The 19147-nt window shown below is 33.6% G+C and carries 19 protein-coding genes; 5 read left to right on the forward strand and 14 right to left on the reverse strand.

Annotated elements, in window-relative coordinates; translation table 11 throughout:
• Positions 1 to 2934, reverse strand: a complete 2934-nt coding sequence (locus tag BN2390_RS09020) for an insulinase family protein (RefSeq protein ID WP_053984024.1) — start codon at positions 2932 to 2934, stop codon at positions 1 to 3.
• Positions 2935 to 3086: 152 nt separating this feature from the next.
• Here BN2390_RS09020 and BN2390_RS09025 point away from each other — a divergent pair, with 152 nt between their 5' ends.
• The gene (locus BN2390_RS09025) at positions 3087 to 3497 is read left to right on the forward strand and encodes a PaaI family thioesterase (protein WP_053984025.1); all 411 of its coding nucleotides are present in this window, start codon (positions 3087 to 3089) and stop codon (positions 3495 to 3497) included.
• 67 nt (positions 3498 to 3564) lie between these two features.
• Here BN2390_RS09025 and BN2390_RS09030 read toward each other — a convergent pair whose 3' ends face one another.
• The 3 genes from BN2390_RS09030 to BN2390_RS09040 all read right to left on the reverse strand — a co-directional run bounded on the left by BN2390_RS09030 (position 3565) and on the right by BN2390_RS09040 (position 7044).
• Positions 3565 to 4782, reverse strand: coding sequence for a metallopeptidase TldD-related protein (locus tag BN2390_RS09030; RefSeq protein ID WP_053984026.1), 1218 nt, complete (start codon positions 4780 to 4782; stop codon positions 3565 to 3567).
• Positions 4783 to 4793: 11 nt separating this feature from the next.
• A complete protein-coding gene (locus tag BN2390_RS09035; protein WP_053984027.1) occupies positions 4794 to 6131 on the reverse strand; it encodes a TldD/PmbA family protein in 1338 nt (445 codons plus the stop codon).
• A 184-nt stretch (positions 6132 to 6315) separates the two neighbouring features.
• Positions 6316 to 7044, reverse strand: a complete 729-nt coding sequence (locus tag BN2390_RS09040) for an S-layer homology domain-containing protein (RefSeq protein ID WP_053984028.1) — start codon at positions 7042 to 7044, stop codon at positions 6316 to 6318.
• 248 nt (positions 7045 to 7292) lie between these two features.
• Here BN2390_RS09040 and BN2390_RS09045 point away from each other — a divergent pair, with 248 nt between their 5' ends.
• Positions 7293 to 7478, forward strand: a complete 186-nt coding sequence (locus BN2390_RS09045; RefSeq protein ID WP_053984029.1) for a hypothetical protein — start codon at positions 7293 to 7295, stop codon at positions 7476 to 7478.
• 11 nt (positions 7479 to 7489) lie between these two features.
• Complete coding sequence (locus tag BN2390_RS09050) at positions 7490 to 7768, forward strand: spore coat protein (protein ID WP_053984030.1); 279 nt, start codon at positions 7490 to 7492, stop codon at positions 7766 to 7768.
• 49 nt (positions 7769 to 7817) lie between these two features.
• On the opposite strand, the gene BN2390_RS09055 is transcribed toward BN2390_RS09050, so the two are convergent.
• Genes BN2390_RS09055 through BN2390_RS09065 form a run of 3 tightly spaced genes read right to left on the reverse strand, consistent with a single transcriptional unit; the run spans position 7818 to position 9814 of the window.
• Complete coding sequence (locus tag BN2390_RS09055; RefSeq protein ID WP_198524894.1) at positions 7818 to 8585, reverse strand: sulfite exporter TauE/SafE family protein; 768 nt, start codon at positions 8583 to 8585, stop codon at positions 7818 to 7820.
• Positions 8586 to 8609: 24 nt separating this feature from the next.
• Positions 8610 to 8891, reverse strand: a complete 282-nt coding sequence (locus BN2390_RS09060; RefSeq protein WP_053984031.1) for a hypothetical protein — start codon at positions 8889 to 8891, stop codon at positions 8610 to 8612.
• 5 nt (positions 8892 to 8896) lie between these two features.
• Positions 8897 to 9814 carry an MYG1 family protein gene (locus tag BN2390_RS09065; protein ID WP_053984032.1) on the reverse strand — a complete coding sequence of 306 codons (918 nt, stop codon included), beginning with the start codon at positions 9812 to 9814 and terminating at the stop codon, positions 8897 to 8899.
• Between the two features lie 257 nt (positions 9815 to 10071).
• Between BN2390_RS09065 and BN2390_RS09070 the strand changes: the two genes are divergently transcribed.
• A complete protein-coding gene (locus tag BN2390_RS09070) occupies positions 10072 to 11673 on the forward strand; it encodes a peptide chain release factor 3 (protein WP_053984033.1) in 1602 nt (533 codons plus the stop codon).
• 36 nt (positions 11674 to 11709) lie between these two features.
• Here BN2390_RS09070 and BN2390_RS09075 read toward each other — a convergent pair whose 3' ends face one another.
• The 6 genes from BN2390_RS09075 to BN2390_RS09100 form a co-directional block, all read right to left on the reverse strand.
• Positions 11710 to 13305, reverse strand: a complete 1596-nt coding sequence (locus BN2390_RS09075) for a potassium/proton antiporter (RefSeq protein ID WP_053984034.1) — start codon at positions 13303 to 13305, stop codon at positions 11710 to 11712.
• A 95-nt stretch (positions 13306 to 13400) separates the two neighbouring features.
• The gene (tpx, locus tag BN2390_RS09080; RefSeq protein WP_053984035.1) at positions 13401 to 13889 is read right to left on the reverse strand and encodes a thiol peroxidase; all 489 of its coding nucleotides are present in this window, start codon (positions 13887 to 13889) and stop codon (positions 13401 to 13403) included.
• A 97-nt stretch (positions 13890 to 13986) separates the two neighbouring features.
• Complete coding sequence (locus tag BN2390_RS09085; RefSeq protein ID WP_053984036.1) at positions 13987 to 14904, reverse strand: aldo/keto reductase; 918 nt, start codon at positions 14902 to 14904, stop codon at positions 13987 to 13989.
• 268 nt (positions 14905 to 15172) lie between these two features.
• Entirely contained in the window at positions 15173 to 15661 is a 489-nt protein-coding gene (locus BN2390_RS09090) for a hypothetical protein (RefSeq protein ID WP_053984037.1), read from the reverse strand.
• 97 nt (positions 15662 to 15758) lie between these two features.
• Positions 15759 to 16634: a tRNA lysidine(34) synthetase gene (locus BN2390_RS09095; protein ID WP_408633740.1), complete on the reverse strand. Its 876-nt coding sequence runs from the start codon at positions 16632 to 16634 to the stop codon at positions 15759 to 15761.
• Between the two features lie 28 nt (positions 16635 to 16662).
• The gene (locus tag BN2390_RS09100; protein ID WP_053984039.1) at positions 16663 to 17781 is read right to left on the reverse strand and encodes a cysteine desulfurase family protein; all 1119 of its coding nucleotides are present in this window, start codon (positions 17779 to 17781) and stop codon (positions 16663 to 16665) included.
• A 163-nt stretch (positions 17782 to 17944) separates the two neighbouring features.
• On the opposite strand from BN2390_RS09100, the gene BN2390_RS09105 reads away from it, so the two are divergent.
• Positions 17945 to 18340: a hypothetical protein gene (locus tag BN2390_RS09105; protein ID WP_053984040.1), complete on the forward strand. Its 396-nt coding sequence runs from the start codon at positions 17945 to 17947 to the stop codon at positions 18338 to 18340.
• Between the two features lie 50 nt (positions 18341 to 18390).
• Here BN2390_RS09105 and BN2390_RS09110 read toward each other — a convergent pair whose 3' ends face one another.
• Entirely contained in the window at positions 18391 to 19008 is a 618-nt protein-coding gene (locus BN2390_RS09110) for a cytidylate kinase-like family protein (protein ID WP_053984041.1), read from the reverse strand.
• Positions 19009 to 19147: the final 139 nt, after the last annotated feature.

The raw sequence follows: 19147 nt of genomic DNA on the forward strand, positions 1-19147 counted from the left end.
TTACAAACTCTCTATAGACTTAAAACGACTCGCTTCTTCCATAATCTTTGTACGATTACCAATAACACAAGTTCCATTAAGCTTACATACTGCTTCTACTAAATCTGCACAATTTCTTAAATCTTCTATGGTGGTATTTAAAACTTCTTGCCATTCTTTTTCAATGATATCCTTAGTGACATGGGTAAGACCATAAATAAGGACTTGTTCACTTTTTTGTTCCATTGTTAAAGGATTAGTCAGCCCACCTATTGTCCCAATAATACAACGTTCTAATTCCTTTAACGAAAGGTCTAGTTTCTGGATAAAAGCTGCTGCCTCATTAAAAGCCTCTAATGTGGCACCCAGTTCCGGATCACACGAAGAACAAAAGACCATATTCCCATCTCTTCCTAACGTTAACTGAGCACCATAGGCACCCCCTTGTAATCTTACCTTATCCCATAAATAGGTGCTGTCTAAAATATGATTAAGTACATATAAACTTCCCGTAAAGTTAAAACCTAAATCTTTAAAGTTTCCTCCCATAGTAATAGCCTGCACACCTGTTGCGGTGTAAAAAGCTTGATTCTTAATCTCAGGCTCAAACTGATAAGTTACTTTTTGTAATTGTTGTACAGGTAAACAACCTATAAACTGCTCTAAATAATTTTTTACCGTAGGTTGTGACTGAGCTGGTGCTGTTACACTCACAAATAAATCTTGGCGCTGTATAATCTGTTTATAAAGTCTTTCTAAGTTTTCTACCAATCTCTTAAAGCCTTTTTTCCTATCTTCTATAAGCTCCACTTTTAATGCTTTAAGAAAATCATAATAAATCATCCCAGATACATAATCTTCATAGATTGCCGCCTGAGATCCATAAGTATAAAGAGTACGTGTTGCACGGTATTCAGGCGTACTTTTAAAGCTTCGCTCCATTTCATAGAGTATTAAATCAATCAATTCATGAACCTTCGTCTCATCATTAAACTGAGTGTGACAAGTGATTTCTTCAAGTAAATGAGGTAAGCTTTCTAGTTGAGACATTAACACCTTTAAAGATATTTTTAAATAGGGTTTAAAAGCATGAGTATTGTTACATTCTGCATAAGCTTGAACACTACAATTAAGTCCACCTGTTTCTTTATTTATAGCATTTTCTAAGGCATGATAACTATAATGAGTTGTACCTACATAGGTAAGAAGATTGCTCAGTAATCCTAAATAATTTAAATCTTTCTGACTTACACTTGCCACATCAAATAGCACATGAATATAAGCAATATCTTGTGTATCTAAATGATGCCACTGCCATGTTATGCCTTCTTCTTGACTCGTTGTAAAGGTTGGATACTTTGGATGGTTAGGTAGATCCTCTAAACTTAAATGAGGTAACTTCTCTAAGTCCTCAATAGCATTTTGTTGTTCTTGCAAATCCTCAAGAGTTTCACTTGCTAAAATTAACTTTGTAAGACCTTCTTGTGTTAAACTTTGTTTATAAGCTTCAAGCTCATTGTTAAACTTTATTTCTTCCATCTCATACTGTTTTTCATCAGGTTCTAAAAGAGCACAAACTGCATGGGGATTGTTTAAAAAGTATGTTTCTATAATCTGTTCAAAGTAACCTTTATCTTTTTGCTCTGCAATCTCATGAAGTGCCTTTTCATACTTTAAATGACTAAAAGGATGCCCATCGTATAATACACCCATTTGTACCTCTTCACTTAAAATAACGCCCTTAGCTTCCCAAGGTGTGTCCCCTTCTTTCAAACTAAACGTTACTGTATTAAATGCCGCATCGATTAAATCTTTTGAAATACCTTCTTTCACTAACTTTTTAAACACGTTAAATATACGTTTTTTAAAGGTATTATGATGTGCCTTGTGTGTTCCATTTAATATAATAGAAAAAGTCGGTTGACGCTTACCTGTATCATAGCCACTTTCGTCTATACTTTTACCGATACTCTTTTTACCAAGTAACACCTCATATAGAGGTGAAGCTGGACTTTTAAGAAGCATATGTTCTAACATTTCAAAAGCTAACCTTAACGTAACATTATGGATTTCTCCAACTACAAAAGTTAACGCTAGAAGTGCTTCTTCTTTTTCTTCTTTTGCTTCTATAGGATAATACCCCTGACACATTTTTAATGTTTCAAAAGGCTTTTGAAGAGGAATATCCGCTCTTATTTCTTCTTTTACAAAAGCTTGTAGTACTTCATCTAGTTGCTTAAGCCTTGCTTGTAAATCACACTTCCCATACAAGAAGAAAGTACAGTTGCTTGGTTTATAATAAGTATCATAAAAACTTAAAAATGCCTTTTCATCTAATTTTACAATCTCTTCTGGCTTTCCACCTGAATCATATTTATAGCATGTATCTGGGAATAAATTTTCATGAATAAGATGCTCAAGTCTTGTAGAAGGCTCCATATATTCACCATTCATTTCATTGTAAACAATTCCTGTATAACTTAAAGGACTTTCAGCATCTTCTATACTATAGCGCCATCCTTCTTGCTTAAACAAATAAAGTCGCTCATGAATTAATGGATGAAAGATTAAATCTAAGTACACTTCAATCAAGTTACCAAAATCTTTTTCATTTTGGCTCGCACAATAATACATGGTCATATCTTTATAAGTACATGCATTTAAGCTAGTATTTAGTGAACCTTTATCTAATTCCATAAATGTATCTTTCAATGGATATTTTTTAGAAGCGCAACACACCGTATGCTCAACAATATGGGCCACACCTGTATTATTTGTAGGCAGTGTCTTAAACGATGCTGTAAAAACTTGATGATTATCTTCATTGTCAAGTTGTATAAGTCTTGCTCCACTTTTTATATGCTCATAAATACGTGCATAACTTCCTATCTCTTCAATCCATTCTTCTTCTATAAGTAAAAACCCATTTTCTTGGGCTATTTGCTGTAATAACATAAGGTATTCCTTTCTATTTTCCTAGTTCTTCATAGAACTAGCCATCTTACATTATAGCCTAGGTACAAAGCTTTTAAAAGTATTCTGCTTAACCATTGACCTGGAAATTTATATCCTATACTATAAAAACATACTAAACAGGAGGGATACCTATGCCAAATATAGAAAAACTTAAGCAATTTTTTGCTAAAGATCTTTTTGCACTTTCTCTAGGTATTGAAATTGTAGACATAAAAGAACACCAAGCGACTTGTGAACTCATACTAAAGGAAACCCATTATAATGCTGGTGGAAGTGTACAAGGTGGCGTACTTTTCACCCTAGGAGATTTTGCCTTTGCTGTTGCTAGTAATTCGGCAGGCTTTTTAACAGTCTCACTTAATAATACCATCTCTTATTTTTCACCTCCCAAGGGGAATAAACTCACTGCTACTGCAACACGTTTAAATAGTACAAAACGTACTTGTATTTATGAGGTCTCATTACTGGATACCTATGACACTTTAGTTGCCAAAATGACTGTAACAGGATATATCAAAGACATCCCTCTCGATGTGGTATAAATTTCAATAATTTTATATATAAAAAGGAGTAGCCTCTTACACATTGCTACTCCTTTTTCCTATTTCATTAAGCTAAACTTACATTCATATCTATAACAAGAGCCCTCATATTGTCCTTAACCGTGTCTTTAGTACATCCTCTAAAGTCATTACCAAACATATCATAAACATTACTTGCAATATTAATCATAGGTAAACGGCCATACATTTTTTCACCATCTGTTAGAATGGCATGCTGAACAGGATAACCAAAGTTTCCTTCTGGTGTATAGTCTCCTCCACTTGCCATTACAACAAGTACTCCCATCTCACCATTCAATAATTCTTTAAGTGTTTTATCTGACGGTTCAACATAGGTATCGGTTAGTCCTAGCATGGGTACACCATCGTAGTCACATACGCTACTTCCCGTATAATCGTAACCATAGACTCTTGCAGTCTTTTTATCTGTATAAGGTGTTACGATTTTACCTTTTTCTATTAAATTAAATGTATAATCAGGATTAATACGCCCTTGGGCATCAAAGAAAGGTGTACCATAAGCTTCTTTTGTACTTTGTCCATATGTAAAATGCTCATTAAACTTTTGCTCACCTATACAATCTTTAAAAAGAGAACTTGACCTTCCTACACTTTCTCCATTTAGCTCTTGACGAAGCTTACTTTCTACTAATTGTAAATCAACAATGACTGGCATCTTATCTTGTTTAGGCAGTGCGACTTCCGTTCCATAACAGCCTACAATATGTTCAAATTCTTTTTGAAGTTTTTCTGGATTCCACTCTCTATCTATTTGGAATACACCTGTATCAAATACATTGACTGAATGTTCTTCTCTAACCAAAAGACTTGTTATAATAACCAAGTCTCGACTACATAAATTAAGACCACAATCATTTTTAAGTGTAACACAAGTTTCTTCCATATTAATCTTATTAGAAAAACTATAGTTTGGATAACTACGTCTTAAGTAATTCAAGAAGTTTTCAACTTCTTGAATAAAATCTACTTCATCAAATTCAATTTCACGAAGATCCATATACTCATCACAATCTTTAGCGACTTCTTCTTCATAAGGTATTTTTAAACTTAAATTAGCAATAGCCTCTTTTTCTAATTCCCCTAAATCTACTGTTCCAATACCACCAGCAACACCAATATAACCTTTATCATAAACTCTATAGCCTGTTTTAGTAATATTTTTCTTTCTTACTGACTCTAATTTACTATCTACTACATTTAATGAAATTTGTTTAACTGTCCTTGTGTAGATTTCTTTAATCATGTCTGTACCCCCTATTGTACGTCTAGATTTTGCACTCTAATATATGGTCCTCCAAAGCCTACTGGTAAAGGATATTGTTCCATTTTTCCGCAACCTCCACCTGTAAAGCTAAAAATTTCAACTTCATCGGAAATCCCATCAATAAGATGTAAGGTTTCCATTACATTTCCTGTTACAACAGCTACTGTAACAGGTTCCGCTATTTTGCCCTCACGAATTCTATAAGCTCTTTTAGGTGCAAGTGTAAAAGCTGTCATCCCTGAACCATGGGAAATATCATCTACATAGATCCCATCTTTCACTCCTGCAAAAAGTTCTTCTTTTGTGAGTGGCCCCTTATCAATATAAGTTGTTGTCATCCTAACAATAGGCTCAAACTCAAAGTTCATTGCACGTCCATTCCCTGTTACAGTTTCCTCTAATAGACCGGCTGTAGCAGTAGTATGCAACCTGCCTGCTAACTTACCATCACGAATCAAATAGTTTACTTTAGCAGTATTACCTTCATCATCATAAGGTGTATAACCCGATCCCACTAAATCTCCACGGTCTATAATATTTAAAGTATCTACACCTACAACTTTGCCAATAGCCCATTCTGCTTTCATGGTTTCACTACCAAGCATCAAGTCCGCTTCGCTCTTATGTCCAAAGCTTTCATGAGCAAAAACACCGGATGCTGTTGGTGAAAAGACTACGGTATACTTTCCAGGTTCTACAGCTACTGCCTCTTTTATATAGGTACAGTCTTTTTTAATATTTTCTTCTACTTGATTATGTAATGTTTTAAGTGCTTCAAAGTTTTCTTGTGAAGTATTATAAGCATTATCAAAACGTTTCCCTTCTACGTTTAATGTATAAGCTACAATAATCCCACCAGTCTCTTTGTCATACTTAATATTTGCTCCCTTACTTGAACAAAAAGTTTTACGAACAGATTTACCTATGTATCTAATATGATATTCCTTAATTTCACTAAACTTTTTGACTGTGTTTCCATATGCTTGAAGTAAACCAAACTGATCTTCTTTAGAAACATTTCTTAAAGTGTCTTCTTCAAACTTCATACAACTTTCTTGATGAACTTCTAACCCCATAACAGTTGGATGCTCCATAATCTGTGGGTTAGGTGTTGCCATCTGAGCTAACAATTGAATTTCTTCATCTATTTGCTCAAGTTGGGTTGTTGAACTATAGTACCATTTATCTCCGTCAAATATACGGATAAATGCCCCTTTGTACTGGCGTTGTTTGTTTTCTTTCAGCGTATCATTTTGTAATCTAGCCTGTGCTTCAAAGACATCCTCAATACGCACATCTGTATACAAATCTTTTGGAAAATTAAACATAGCAAACCCCCTTTTACTTTTTTAGACTCTTCCATTATAATCCAAATAATTACCCTTGTATATACAATGCCTCATAATCAGCATTTTCCATTAATTCATTAAATATTATTATTTTTAGGCTTATATAAAAATTTTTATTACAAAAAATACGTTGTATCTGACGAATCAGAATACAACGTATTTACTATTTTTCAATATGTGTATGTTCTACTGCTGCAAATAAAATATCATTGTATGCCCAATGTGTTGATTCTAAATCACTAAACTGATTTTGAATTTCAGCATCGCTACAATCTCTTTCAAAAATGCTATTGAGTGCTGTTACAGCTTCTGCACGTGAAATTGTATTGTCTGAATTAAATGTCACGACTTTTCTTGTCTTTCTAATTTGTTGTATTTTCTCAACCATACTTTGTGCTTCATTTTTTGTAATTGCATCAAATGGTCTAAATGTGCCATCTGCATAACCTGATACAATTCCAAGACTTTCTAGGTAACCTACGTAAGCATTACTATAACGATTTGGACGGATATCTTCAAAAGAAGAAAGATCCCCGTGTTCATTTCCTTCTAATAATAGACGTGCGACCATTGTTGCAAACTCTTCACGTGTTACTGCACGTTCTGCTCTAAATGTACCATCTTCATAGCCTACTATATAAGGTAAATGTTTAATTTCTTTAGGTTCTTCTGGTTTAGTTGGTGGTTCTGGTACTTCAGGACAAACTGGTGGTTTTGGAAAGCTTGGCCAATTAATATCTGGGCACTCTTTATCTGGTTGACTTGGTTGTGGTACATAAAGGTTTTCTTCATCATCACAACCTGTTTCATAAGCATATGCTGGTACTTGTGTTATTGCTAAAGCCCCTAGAATGAGTGTTGCTACAACTTTTTTATATTTTAAGAATTTCATTTAAAACCCCTCCTCTTATTCTTGCTAGGCTAAATTATAACTTACCCCTTGACAGCATGTCCATGTTTTAGGAGTAATTACAAATCATTACCAATCCCTATGAAATTTTATTTGTTATATTTTAATGCTTACAAGACTTAATCTATTTTGCACTTTACAATTTTCCTCTTTTTGTATGTTCAATTTCGCTATATTTTTTTATAGTTAGGAGATACTAACTTTAATTCTTAGTAGAGGAGGTAAACATTATGTCACAATTAACAGCAAAAGAACTTTCATGTTTTCAAGACTTATTAAGTGGCGAAGAACTACTTATTAAAAAGTTTAAAATGTTAGCAGATGCTACAACTGATGCAGAACTTAAAAATCAGTTTACAGACATTGCTAATCACCATCAACAACACTTTGACACAATTTATGCACAACTTCAATAGGAGGAACTACTATGAGCAATATTCCTGGATTTACAGAAAAAGAAATCTTAGCTGATGCTTTAGAAGCTCAAAAATCTGCTACAGCTCTTTATAATCTCATTGCTAACGAATGTGCAACAAAAGAGCTTAAAGATACTATGGTCAATCTATTAAACGATGAACACAATTTACAATATGGTGTATTTACATCTATGCACAATCGTGGATTTTATCCTACACCAGCTGCAGAACAACAAAAGGTAGATCAAGCTAAACAAACCTTTGCACCTCAAGCACATTGCAACTGCTAAAAATATTTATATAAAAAGAGGATGAGTAGCTAATCTACTCATCCTCTTTTTATGCTAAAAATAAGTCATAGCCAATCTTAATCATAAGTAAAGCTAATACAAGCATAAACATAGGTCTTATAATCTTCTTACCACCTTTAATTGCGAGTCCTGCTCCAATCCAGTTCCCTGCAATCCCAAATAGTGCTGCTGGGATTCCTATGCTCCACACAATCTTTCCATGGAGTGCAAAGGTAATAAACGCTGCTACATTAGAAGCTAAGTTTACAACTTTTGCATTCCCTGATGCTGTAATTAAGTCAAAGCCTATGATACCTGTATAAATCAAGATTAAAAAAGTACCTGTTCCAGGTCCAAAGAATCCATCATATATACCAATGATAAATCCTGAAAGAATAGAGAGTACTATAACTTTCACACGATTCTCTTCTTGTAATGACTCATTCTCACCAAAATCCTTTTTAAAAAGAAGAAAAATTGCAATAATAGGTAATAAAACGAGCATGGTATAACTTAAATAACGCTCATCAATTACCATATTAATCATTGCTCCAAGAGGAGAGCCAACAAGTGCCGCCCCTGCTGATGTAAATGCTGCTATGTAGTGAATCTTTTTGTTCTTCATAAATCTAAACGTAGAAAGCAATGTACCAAATGTAGAAGAACATTTATTGGTACCAGTCGCTAAGTGAGGTGGTAAACCAGCTACCATATATGCTGGTAAGGAAATGATACCACCTCCTCCCACCATAGCATCAATTAGACCTGCTAAAAAAACTAATGGACATATCACAATCAACATTTTTATAAAATCCATATTTATCCCTTTTCTATCTATACATTAATTTTCTTTCTGATTGGTTACCTGTAACCATAATGAATAACTCCTTGGAAACTCTATACGTCCCAACATTTTAAGTAACTTCTTTAACTCATTTTCTTTAATATCCTTATAAACTTTATTCTCAAAACCTTCTTCATAGACATTAACTTGTTCATCTTTTAACCGCTCTATGGTAAGGCTTCTGTCTTTCTTATAGGTTTTAATAATGACGCATTGTCCCTCTTCTAGTTTTTTAAGCCGTTTCATCGTTGTTTCAATAAAATTGTCTTTTGTTATCATAAATCTTATTGCTTACCTTTATTCTTTGCTTCTTTTACCGCAAGTTTTGCCATTTCAAGTGCACCTTCTCTTGTTTGATTTCCACAGATAAATAAGTTTGGATGGCAAAATACGCATCCTTCAATACCAGTCAAATGTGAAAGCTCATCCTCTCGTTTAGCCCCCCAACTTACTGGTAAATCTACACGTGATTCAAAACTATCCTTTTGTTTAGGTACCGTTTGAACACGATAAGAACCTGCAATATCTTGGAATACTACAAACCATACAGCTTCATCTGTATCTTGTTCTAAAAGTAGGTCTTTCCATTTTACAGATTGAGTAAGTTCTAAAATATGTGTTTCATGGATAGGTTGCGTCTTTAGTGCTTCTTCTATATAATAGGCACTTTCATAATACTCTCCAAAACGTATCACTAATCGGCTTAAATAATAGTTTGCAAAATTTATCGCATCAAAGAAGGCTTGATCTACTGTGCGTTCTTCATGTGCTAATGGCATAAATCCACTAATGACTTGTGAAAGTGTTGTAACAGGGGACTCAAACGTATTAAGGGCAATACCATTATCTCCTGCATCAATTTGAATAATAAATTCATCTGCCACTTTTTTTGCTAATGTTTCTTGTTCTTTCACCTTTAAATGAGGACACATTTTAGCTACATAGTCTTTTCCAAAATCTCTCCAAAGTAAACCAAAAGCACAATAAGGAATCCCATCTTCTCTTAATTCCTTATCCATTTGATGATGGTCGTAACGTCCTTCTCCAACATCTGCAACTAAATCACATATTGCAAGTTCCTTTTCATCTCTTGTACGAATGACCTCTACATCTGGATATAATCCTTTAATCAAAGCAACACCGAATACTTCATCCGCATGAAAGACACCATTATGAACAGCCATTTTTTTTATATTCGTCATTTTCTTCCTCCTCATGTGTCTTTTTACACATCTAACTTGCATTATACTTGTTCTTTTTCCTATTAAAAAGGCTATAATGCTATACATTTTTCTATTTTACACTTTTTTTAACGAAAAAGGTAGTAACTTATGCTTGACTTTTCATCTAAAGGATATAATAATTACAGAGATTGCACCCTTTATTTCCTTACTTTATATATGGATTTAAATACATATGTTAAAAAAGGAAATTTAAATATAGATAAGGATGGTTGAATATGTCACAAGCAAATACTATGGATGAAATCCAAAAAAGAAGAACCTTTGCCATCATTTCTCACCCTGATGCTGGTAAAACAACATTAACTGAAAAATTCCTTCTTTACGGAGGAGCGATCCGTACTGCAGGTTCTGTTAAATCTAGAAGAACGCAAAAACATGCTGTATCTGACTGGATGGAAATCGAAAAGCAAAGAGGGATCTCTGTTACATCAAGTGTACTCCAATTTAACTATGATGGTTTCTGTATCAATATTCTTGATACACCTGGACATCAAGACTTCAGTGAGGATACTTACCGTACACTTGTTGCGGCTGATAGTGCTGTAATGGTTATCGACTCTGCAAAAGGGGTCGAAGAACAAACAAAAAAACTTTTCAAAGTTTGTAAAATGCGTGGGATTCCCATCTTTACTTTCATCAACAAATTAGATGCACAAGGTAAAGATCCACTTGAGCTTATTGAAGATATCGAAAATGCTCTTGGTATTCGTGCTTTCCCTATGGATTGGCCTATTGGTTGTGGTAAAGGCTTTAAAGGTGTTTACAACCGTCTTAAAAAACATATTGAGCTTTTTGATGATGGTGACCATGGTCAATCTATCGTTAATACAGTAGAATGTGATTTACAAGACGAAAACTTAGCAGATCTTTTAGGACAAGATTTACATGAAAAACTTCTTGAAGATATTGAACTTTTAGATATGGCTGGTGATGACTATAGCTTAGATCAAATCTTAGCTGGAGAACTTACACCTGTATTCTTTGGTAGTGCTATGACAAACTTTGGGGTTGAACCTTTCCTTAAAGCCTTCTTAGACATTACTCAACCACCTCAACCACGTAAAAGTAACTTAGGTGATGTACAACCAACAGAAGATTACTTCTCAGGCTTCATCTTCAAAATCCAAGCAAATATGAATCCAGCACATCGTGACCGTATTGCTTTCCTTCGTATTTGTTCAGGTAAATTTGAAAAAGGTATGATGACCAACCTTGTTCAAAAAAATAAAAAAGTAAAACTTGCTCAACCTCAACAATTCTTAGCACAAGATCGTGCTATGGTTGAAGAAGCTTATCCTGGAGATATTATTGGTATCCACGATCCTGGTATCTTTAATATTGGAGATACCCTTTGTAGTTCTGACCTTAAACTTCAATATGAAGGTATTCCACAATTTGCTCCTGAACACTTTATGAAAATATCAACAATCAATGCGCTTAAACGTAAACAATTCTTAAAAGGTGTTTCTCAACTTGCAGAAGAAGGTTCTATTCAAGTCTTTAAACCTCGCTTCACAGGTGCTGAAGAACTTATTATAGGAGTTGTAGGCGTACTTCAATTTGAAGTTCTTGAATATCGTCTTAACAATGAATATGGCGTAGAAATTAAAAAGCAACACTTACCATATAACTATATTCGTTGGATTGAACAAGAAAACTATGATCCTTCTAAATTTAAATTGACATCAGATGCTATCGTAGCAGAAACTGAAGATGGCAATCCAGTATTACTTTGCCAATACGAATGGTCTATCCGTCAAGTTATTGAACGTAATGAAGGGGTTGTGCTTCACGAGACACATCTTAGAACAAACTAACAAAAAGACACTCAAAATTTGAGTGTCTTTTTATGTTTATAATTGGCTCATTACTAGTATATCATTTTCTTTTATAATCGTTTGACCATTGGGAATTAATACATTATCCTCTCGTTTGATGAGAATAATTAATTTTTCAGGTCCAAGTGCTATTTGAGATAAAGATCTTCCTAACCAGTCGTTACCTTTTTCAACTTCTACTTCTGTAAGGTAAATACCTAACTCTTCTTCCAATGAAAGTGCACTAAGTATGACGCAGTCCCCAGCTTGAATAAGTGTATGCCCTTTAGGCACAATACGTCTATCTCCTCTTAGAATTAAGACTAATAGAACATCTGGTAATAAGGGAATATCTTTTATTTTTTTGCCGTTCCATGAATGATTTGATGTTATAGGGAGTTTTATAAATTGTACAGGTACTTCATCTGAATAATCACTAAATGTTTTCAAAACATTATCTTCATCATCAATCATATCCCATTTTTTTGCCATAAAAGGTATAAGGGATCCTTGCAGACTTATTGAAAAAAGGACAATAAAAAATACCATATGGAAAATATCATTTTTCATATAAGTTGGGCTAACAGTAGCCATAATTGCAAAAACAATTGAAGCCGCCCCTCTTAATCCTGACCACGAAACAAGTAGCTTTTGATTTAATGTCCCCTTAAATGGTGATAAAATTGCAAAGACTACTAAAGGGCGGGCAATAAAGGTTAAAAAAATTGCAATAGCCAATGAAGGAAGTAAGATTGCAGGGAGCTGAGATGGAAACGCTAAAAGGCCCAGTAAAAAGAAGATTAACATTTGCATAAGCCCTGTTACCCCATCGAAGAAATGAACAAGAGACTTTTTGTTAGGAATAGATTGATTACCTAAAATAATACCTAAAATATAAACACTTAAATAACCATTCCCACCAATAAGAGTAGATAGAGCATAAGCAATCAGTGGCATACTAAATACAAATATTGTACCAAATCCATCTGTAGAAAACTTTATTTTGGTTAGTATCCATACAGCTACTACAGCAACCACTATCCCCAGTAAGATACCATATACAAGCTGTGCAAAAATCATATAAGTAAGTTGACCACCACTTAACTCACCACTCATAGTAGCTAAACATATAACCGTTAACATATAGGAACATGGGTCATTACTTCCACTTTCTACTTCTAGCATTGAAGCTGTATTATCTTTCAAATTAAGACGTTTTGAACGTAATATTGAAAACACAGAAGCTGCATCGGTTGAACTTATTACAGAACCGATAAGTAAACTCTCAAAGAATTCAAACCCTAAGACATAGAAGCAAAAAAGCCCTGTTATGAATGCTGTCAATATAACACCAATTGTTGATAGTAAAACAGATTTTATAGCAATAGGTCGAGCCTGATTCCAATTGGTACCAAATCCACCATAAAACATAATAAAGATTAAAGCTACTGAACAAATTTGTTCAGCAATCACATAATTATCAAAGGGTATTTTTACTACACCATCTGACCCAAATAGCATTCCTAAAATAATAAAAGCAAGTAACATAGGGATACCTAATTTACTAGAAATTTTATTGAGCAGGATACATATTAATATGACACATGCTATTAATAAAATATATAACGACATTTTTACCCCCTTCTATTTATTGAATAATTTATATTTTCATTAGAAGCTATTCAAGATATAATAAAAGACTGTTTAAAACAGTCTTTTATTATATCTTATTTATTTAAAGCATCAAGAGCTGCTTTGTAGTCTGGTTCATTTGTAACCTCACTACAATATTCTACATATACTACTTCGTCCTCTTCATTAATAACAAAAACTGCTCGAGTAAGTAAGCCCAGTTCTTCAATATAAGTTCCAAAGTTATGTGCAAAACTATGATCTTTATAATCTGATAAGGTCATTACCTTATCTACACCCTTTGCACCACACCATCTAGCTTGTGCAAAAGGTAAGTCCATAGAAATGACATAAACTTTAGCCCCTTTTAAGTTAACTGCCTCTTCATTAAAACGACGTACTTCTAAGTCGCAAACATCTGTATCAATCGAAGGTACACTCACATAAATACGCTTTCCCTTAAAAGTCTCTGCAGATACAGTTTCTAAACTGTTATTTACTGCTAAGAAATCTGGAACGCGTTCACCAACTTTGACCTCATGACCTGCTAAAGTAATCGGATTACCTTGAAATGTAACTGGCATAAGCCACCCCTTCTCTTTATCATCATTTAATAATAACTTTCTAAGTTATTATAATGAGTTCAAGAAAAATTTATTCAATGTAAGTTCCTTTTAATCCTTATGGTAAAATATTGCCTGCTGCTCTATAAATTTCATACCATTCTTGTCTTGTAAGTTCAATTTCAGTTCCTTTAGCGATTGCTTTAAGACGTTCATGATTCGTTGTTCCTACAATTGTTTGAATACGAGCTGGATGTCTTAAGATCCAAGCTACAGCAAGTGCACTATTGGTAATACCTTTTTCAGCTGCAATACGGTCAATAACTTGATTAAGCTCTGGGAACTTAGGATTATCTAAAAATACACCTTCAAAGAAACCATATTGGAAGGGTGACCAAGCTTGAATCGTAATATCTTCAAGACGACAGTAATCTAACACACTACCGTCACGGTTTACTGCAGCTGCATTTTCCATATTCACATTAAGCCCTGCATCCATCATTGTTGTATTGGTAATACTTAGTTGAAGTTGATTAATAATAATTTTTTCATCTAAATAGCGATTTAAAAGTGCCATTTGCATAGGATTTTGATTACTTACTCCAAAGTGACGTACTTTACCACTTTCACGAAGTGTACGGAAAGCTTCTGCTACTTCTTCTGGTTCCATTAAAGTATCTGGACGATGAAGTAAAAGAACATCTACATAGTCCATTCCTAAACGTTGTAAACTTTTATCTACTGATGATAAAATATGCTCTTTTGAGAAGTCAAAGAACCCTGGACGAATACCACATTTTGTTTGAATCACTAGATCTTCTCTTTTAATTGAAGTTTCTTTTAATGCTTTTCCAAATAAAGACTCTGATTCACCTTGTCCATATATATCTGCATGATCATAAAAATCAATACCAACTTCATGAGCTGTTTCTATCAATGTACGTACTTCTTCTACTGTATGACCAGCCATACGCATACAGCCTAATGAAATTTCTGAACCATGTAGGCTACTTGTTCCAAGTTTAATGCTCTTCATATGTATCGCCTCTTTCTTATCTATTATAGAATTTATTATTTTTATACTTTATTTCATACTCTTCTATTATATAAGATTTTACTACTTTTTTACAAGTTTAGGATAATACAAGGATGAGTATCATTTTATCTATTGATTTATCTGGATGAAGCAATAGATATGCCAAAACGCACAAAAACCAACCCCAATCGTCTCCCTCTTAAACACATAGACAGGCTCAACTCACATCTATTAGTGTTCCTTTGGTGAAAGGGATGCTTTGCATTTATCATTGCTTTTCTTCTATAATCTTTGCTAGTTGCCTATAAAGTACTTTTTCTTGCTGTTTGCCTAATCCTTTAATAGAGTAAGGCTTATTCTCCTTTTCATCATCCTTCATCACTACTATTTCCCCATTTTCTTTAATAATAAAACGATATATTTTAAATGTACTTTCCTCTTTATAATGAAAAGTCATTTCAATCGCCGATGTGGTATTACTTCTAACAGATTGACCTGGAACATAAAGCTGTTTTTTAAAACTATACGCTTCTAGAGATTCTAAAATCTGTCTGATTGTTTCCTCATCCCTAATGATCTCACTTGAAATCATTTTATCATTATCCAATTCTTCAGGATGGATTTGATCTATTTGTATAAACGCTACTTTAAACTCTGAATCACAAATCATGAGCTGACTTGGCCATGTATAGACACTATAAAATACAGCTATGGCCATAATAATAAAGAGTACATATATTGCTTTTACTTTATTCATTTGCTCCCCTCCCTCTTCTATTATACATAAATAAAATATTAATTTATGATATTAAAAATAAAAAAGATATAGAAACCGAAGTCTCTATATCTTTTTACTATTCTTTATCATATTCATCTAAAAAACTATGGTCTTTTCCATCTTTACGATATCCTATAATGGTTTCTAGATTCACATTATGGACACTTCTAAAGATATTCATATCAATATGAGGATTTGTTTGTCTAAACTTCTTCACAAGATTTTTCATTTCTTGGCGTTTAGAACCGCCACCTTGATCACCTAATAAGCAGCTTTCTGTTAAACGACATGCACATTGAATAAAACGTAAATCATGTGTATTTTTCCATGCAATAATATCTTCTTCCTTTACTAAATAAAGCGGACGAATAAGTTCCATACCTGGGTGGTTGGTACTATGCAGCTTTGGCATCATGGTTTTGATTTCTCCACCATAAAGCATACTCATTAAAATCGTCTCAATAGCATCATCAAAATGATGACCTAAAGCAATTTTATTACATCCTATAGACTGTGCATATTTATAAAGGTAACCACGTCTCATTCTTGCACATAAATAGCAAGGTGTTTCATCTACTTCTGCTACTACTTCAAATATATTACTTTCAAAAATCTTAATTGGAATATTTAAGTACTCTGCGTTATCAATAATCACTTGACGGTTATAGGCATTATAGCCTGGATCCATAACAACAAATTCTAATTCAAAATTACGTTTTCCATGACGGTAAAGCTCTTGCATACATTTTGCAAGAAGCATAGAGTCTTTCCCTCCAGAAATACATACCATAATCTTGTCACCATCTTTAATCAGTTCATAATCATTCACTGCACGAACAAACTTTGTCCAGATGGTTTTACGATACTTTTTAATAATACTACGTTCAATTACCTCATATTTTTCAAGTTCTCTTTTCATCTTCATATCCTTATCTGATTTATCATTAAATATACGTATTTGTATTAATCTCTCTTTTCCTCTAGAAACTTGCTAAAACTTGTCCTATCTGAACTAAAAAGGCTTTGACTTCTTCCTCAGTAGTTAAATGACTTAAACTTATTCTTAATGTTGATAAAGCCATTTTACGATCTTTTGTAATGGCATATACTGGTCTAGAAGGACTATTTAAAGTACAACATGCTGACTTAGTTGCTACATAGATTTCACGTTCTGCCAATCTTTCTTGTACTTCACGTGCTTTAATCCCTATAATACTTAAGTTTAAAATATAAGGACTTCCTTCTAGCGGGCTATTAATGATTACATTTTTATAAGCTCCAAGACCTTTTCTTAAATGGTCATTGAGTCTAGATACATATTCATAACGTGCTTCTCTCGTTGTTTCTGCCAACTTTAAAGCCTCACCTAAGCTTCCAATAAGAGCGAGGGTTGGTGTACCACTTCTAAAGGCTGTCGTGCTTGTCCCTCCATGGATAATAGGCTCTAACATGACTTTATCCTTTTTGATTAGGACGCCACAACCATTTAATCCATAAAATTTATGAGCTGAGAAAGTTAAAAGATCAACATGTTCCATTGGCACTTTTACTTTACCTATAGCTTGTGTTGCATCCACATGTAAAAGACAATGAGGGTATTTGCTATCTAGAAGTTCACGTATCTTACTTATTGGCTGTCTTGCACCAAGCTCACTATCTACTTCACTAAGTGCAATCATAATGGTATCTGACCTTAATAAACTTTTAAGATGCTCTAAATCAATTTCACCATTTGGCAAAATGTCTACAAACTCAATTTCATAGCCTTCGTTATGCAGTGAAGTGGCTGTACTTGATACAGATGAGTGTTCTAGATAAGTTGTAATAATATGTTTACCATATCTCTTATAATAATGACACGCTCCAATAATAGCTAAATTATTAGATTCTGTGGCACCAGACGTATAAATAATTTCTGATGGTTTAACTTCTAATAACGAAGCAATTTCTGCTGTATAATCATCTAATTTATCTTTTGCTGCCTTCCCTAACGTATGTGCTGCATTAGGATTGGCAATATATTCAGTAGAAAGTTTTGTAAAGCTTTCTAATACTTTTGGATCTACAGGGGTATTTGCTGCATAGTCTAAATAAAGCATAAGTCTACCTCTCTTTTTATATACTCTGCCCTTCATCATAAAATTTATCAAGCTTTTTGTCAATACGAAAGGATTTACACGTGATTTTGTTATCTATATATTTTCTTAATGTCTCTTCATTATACTTAAACTAATAGATAAAGACTTTGAAAGGAGCTTTAATATGAAAGAAAAACTCAAACAATTCATGATTGGACGCTATGGTGTAGATCAACTAGGACTTGCCATCTTTACAACAACTTTTATAGTTGCTATTTTAGGTCTCTTTACACGCAGTATCATCCTGACTGTATTAACTATTGCCCTTCTTGTTCTCTTTTACTACCGATCACTTTCTAAAAATCTTTATAAACGTCAACAAGAAAACTTTAAGTTTATACGTTTTTATACGCCTATTCAAAAGCAACTCAACATTTATAAAAAGCGTTTTAAAGAACGTAAGACTTATAAATACTTCAAATGTAACCATTGTCATCAAACCCTTCGTGTACCCCGTGGAAAAGGAAAAATTTGTATTACCTGTCCAAAATGTAAGCAAGAACTTCACAAACGTTCTTAATAACTCCATATAAAAGAGGTGATGCCTTCTTATTGGCATCACCTCTTTTATCATTCACTCTTCTTGATTTTTAAATAAGCTTTTATGACTTCTATACATTTCTCATAGCCTAGCGCACTACTGTCCAAGCATAAATCATAATTATTTGCATCTTTCCAATCTTGCCCTGTAAAATAATGATAATAAGCTGCACGACGTTTATCTGTTGTTAAAATATGCTGTTTAGGATTTTTGACAGGTGCAATCTTCTCTACTCCTTGTATACAAGCTTCTAATGGTGCATGAATATAGACAGAAATGACCTGCTCATCATCTTTAAGTATATAATCTGCACAACGCCCAATAATGACACATGATTCTTTCATAGCTAATTCTTTAATTATTTTGGCTTGATAATTAAAAAGATTTTCGTTTGAAACAAAGTCATCCCTATCTGGTGGTATAATTTCTCCTTTATACACATTTTTTGCAACCTTATAAAGTAATGTATTCTTCACTTTTTCATCTGCTTCTATAAATAGCTGTTCATTAATGCCACTATCATCCGAAGCCAGTCTTAGTAAGTTGCGATCATAATATGGAATATCTAAGTCTGCTGCAAGCATTTTCCCTATTGTACGTCCTCCACTTCCATACCCTCTTGCAATTGTAATAACAAAGTTCTTCATGCCATTCCCTCCATTTTATAAACTCATATTTTTCATCCTATACTTCTATACTTTTCAAATGAGTTATTCCTTATATGCTTATTTAAATCATAAAAAAAATATAACCACCCTCATTTTTCTTGCATAAAATGAATTATCA

The organism is Niameybacter massiliensis (assembly GCF_001282685.1).
Lineage (GTDB): Bacteria > Bacillota > Clostridia > Lachnospirales > Cellulosilyticaceae > Holtiella > Holtiella tumoricola.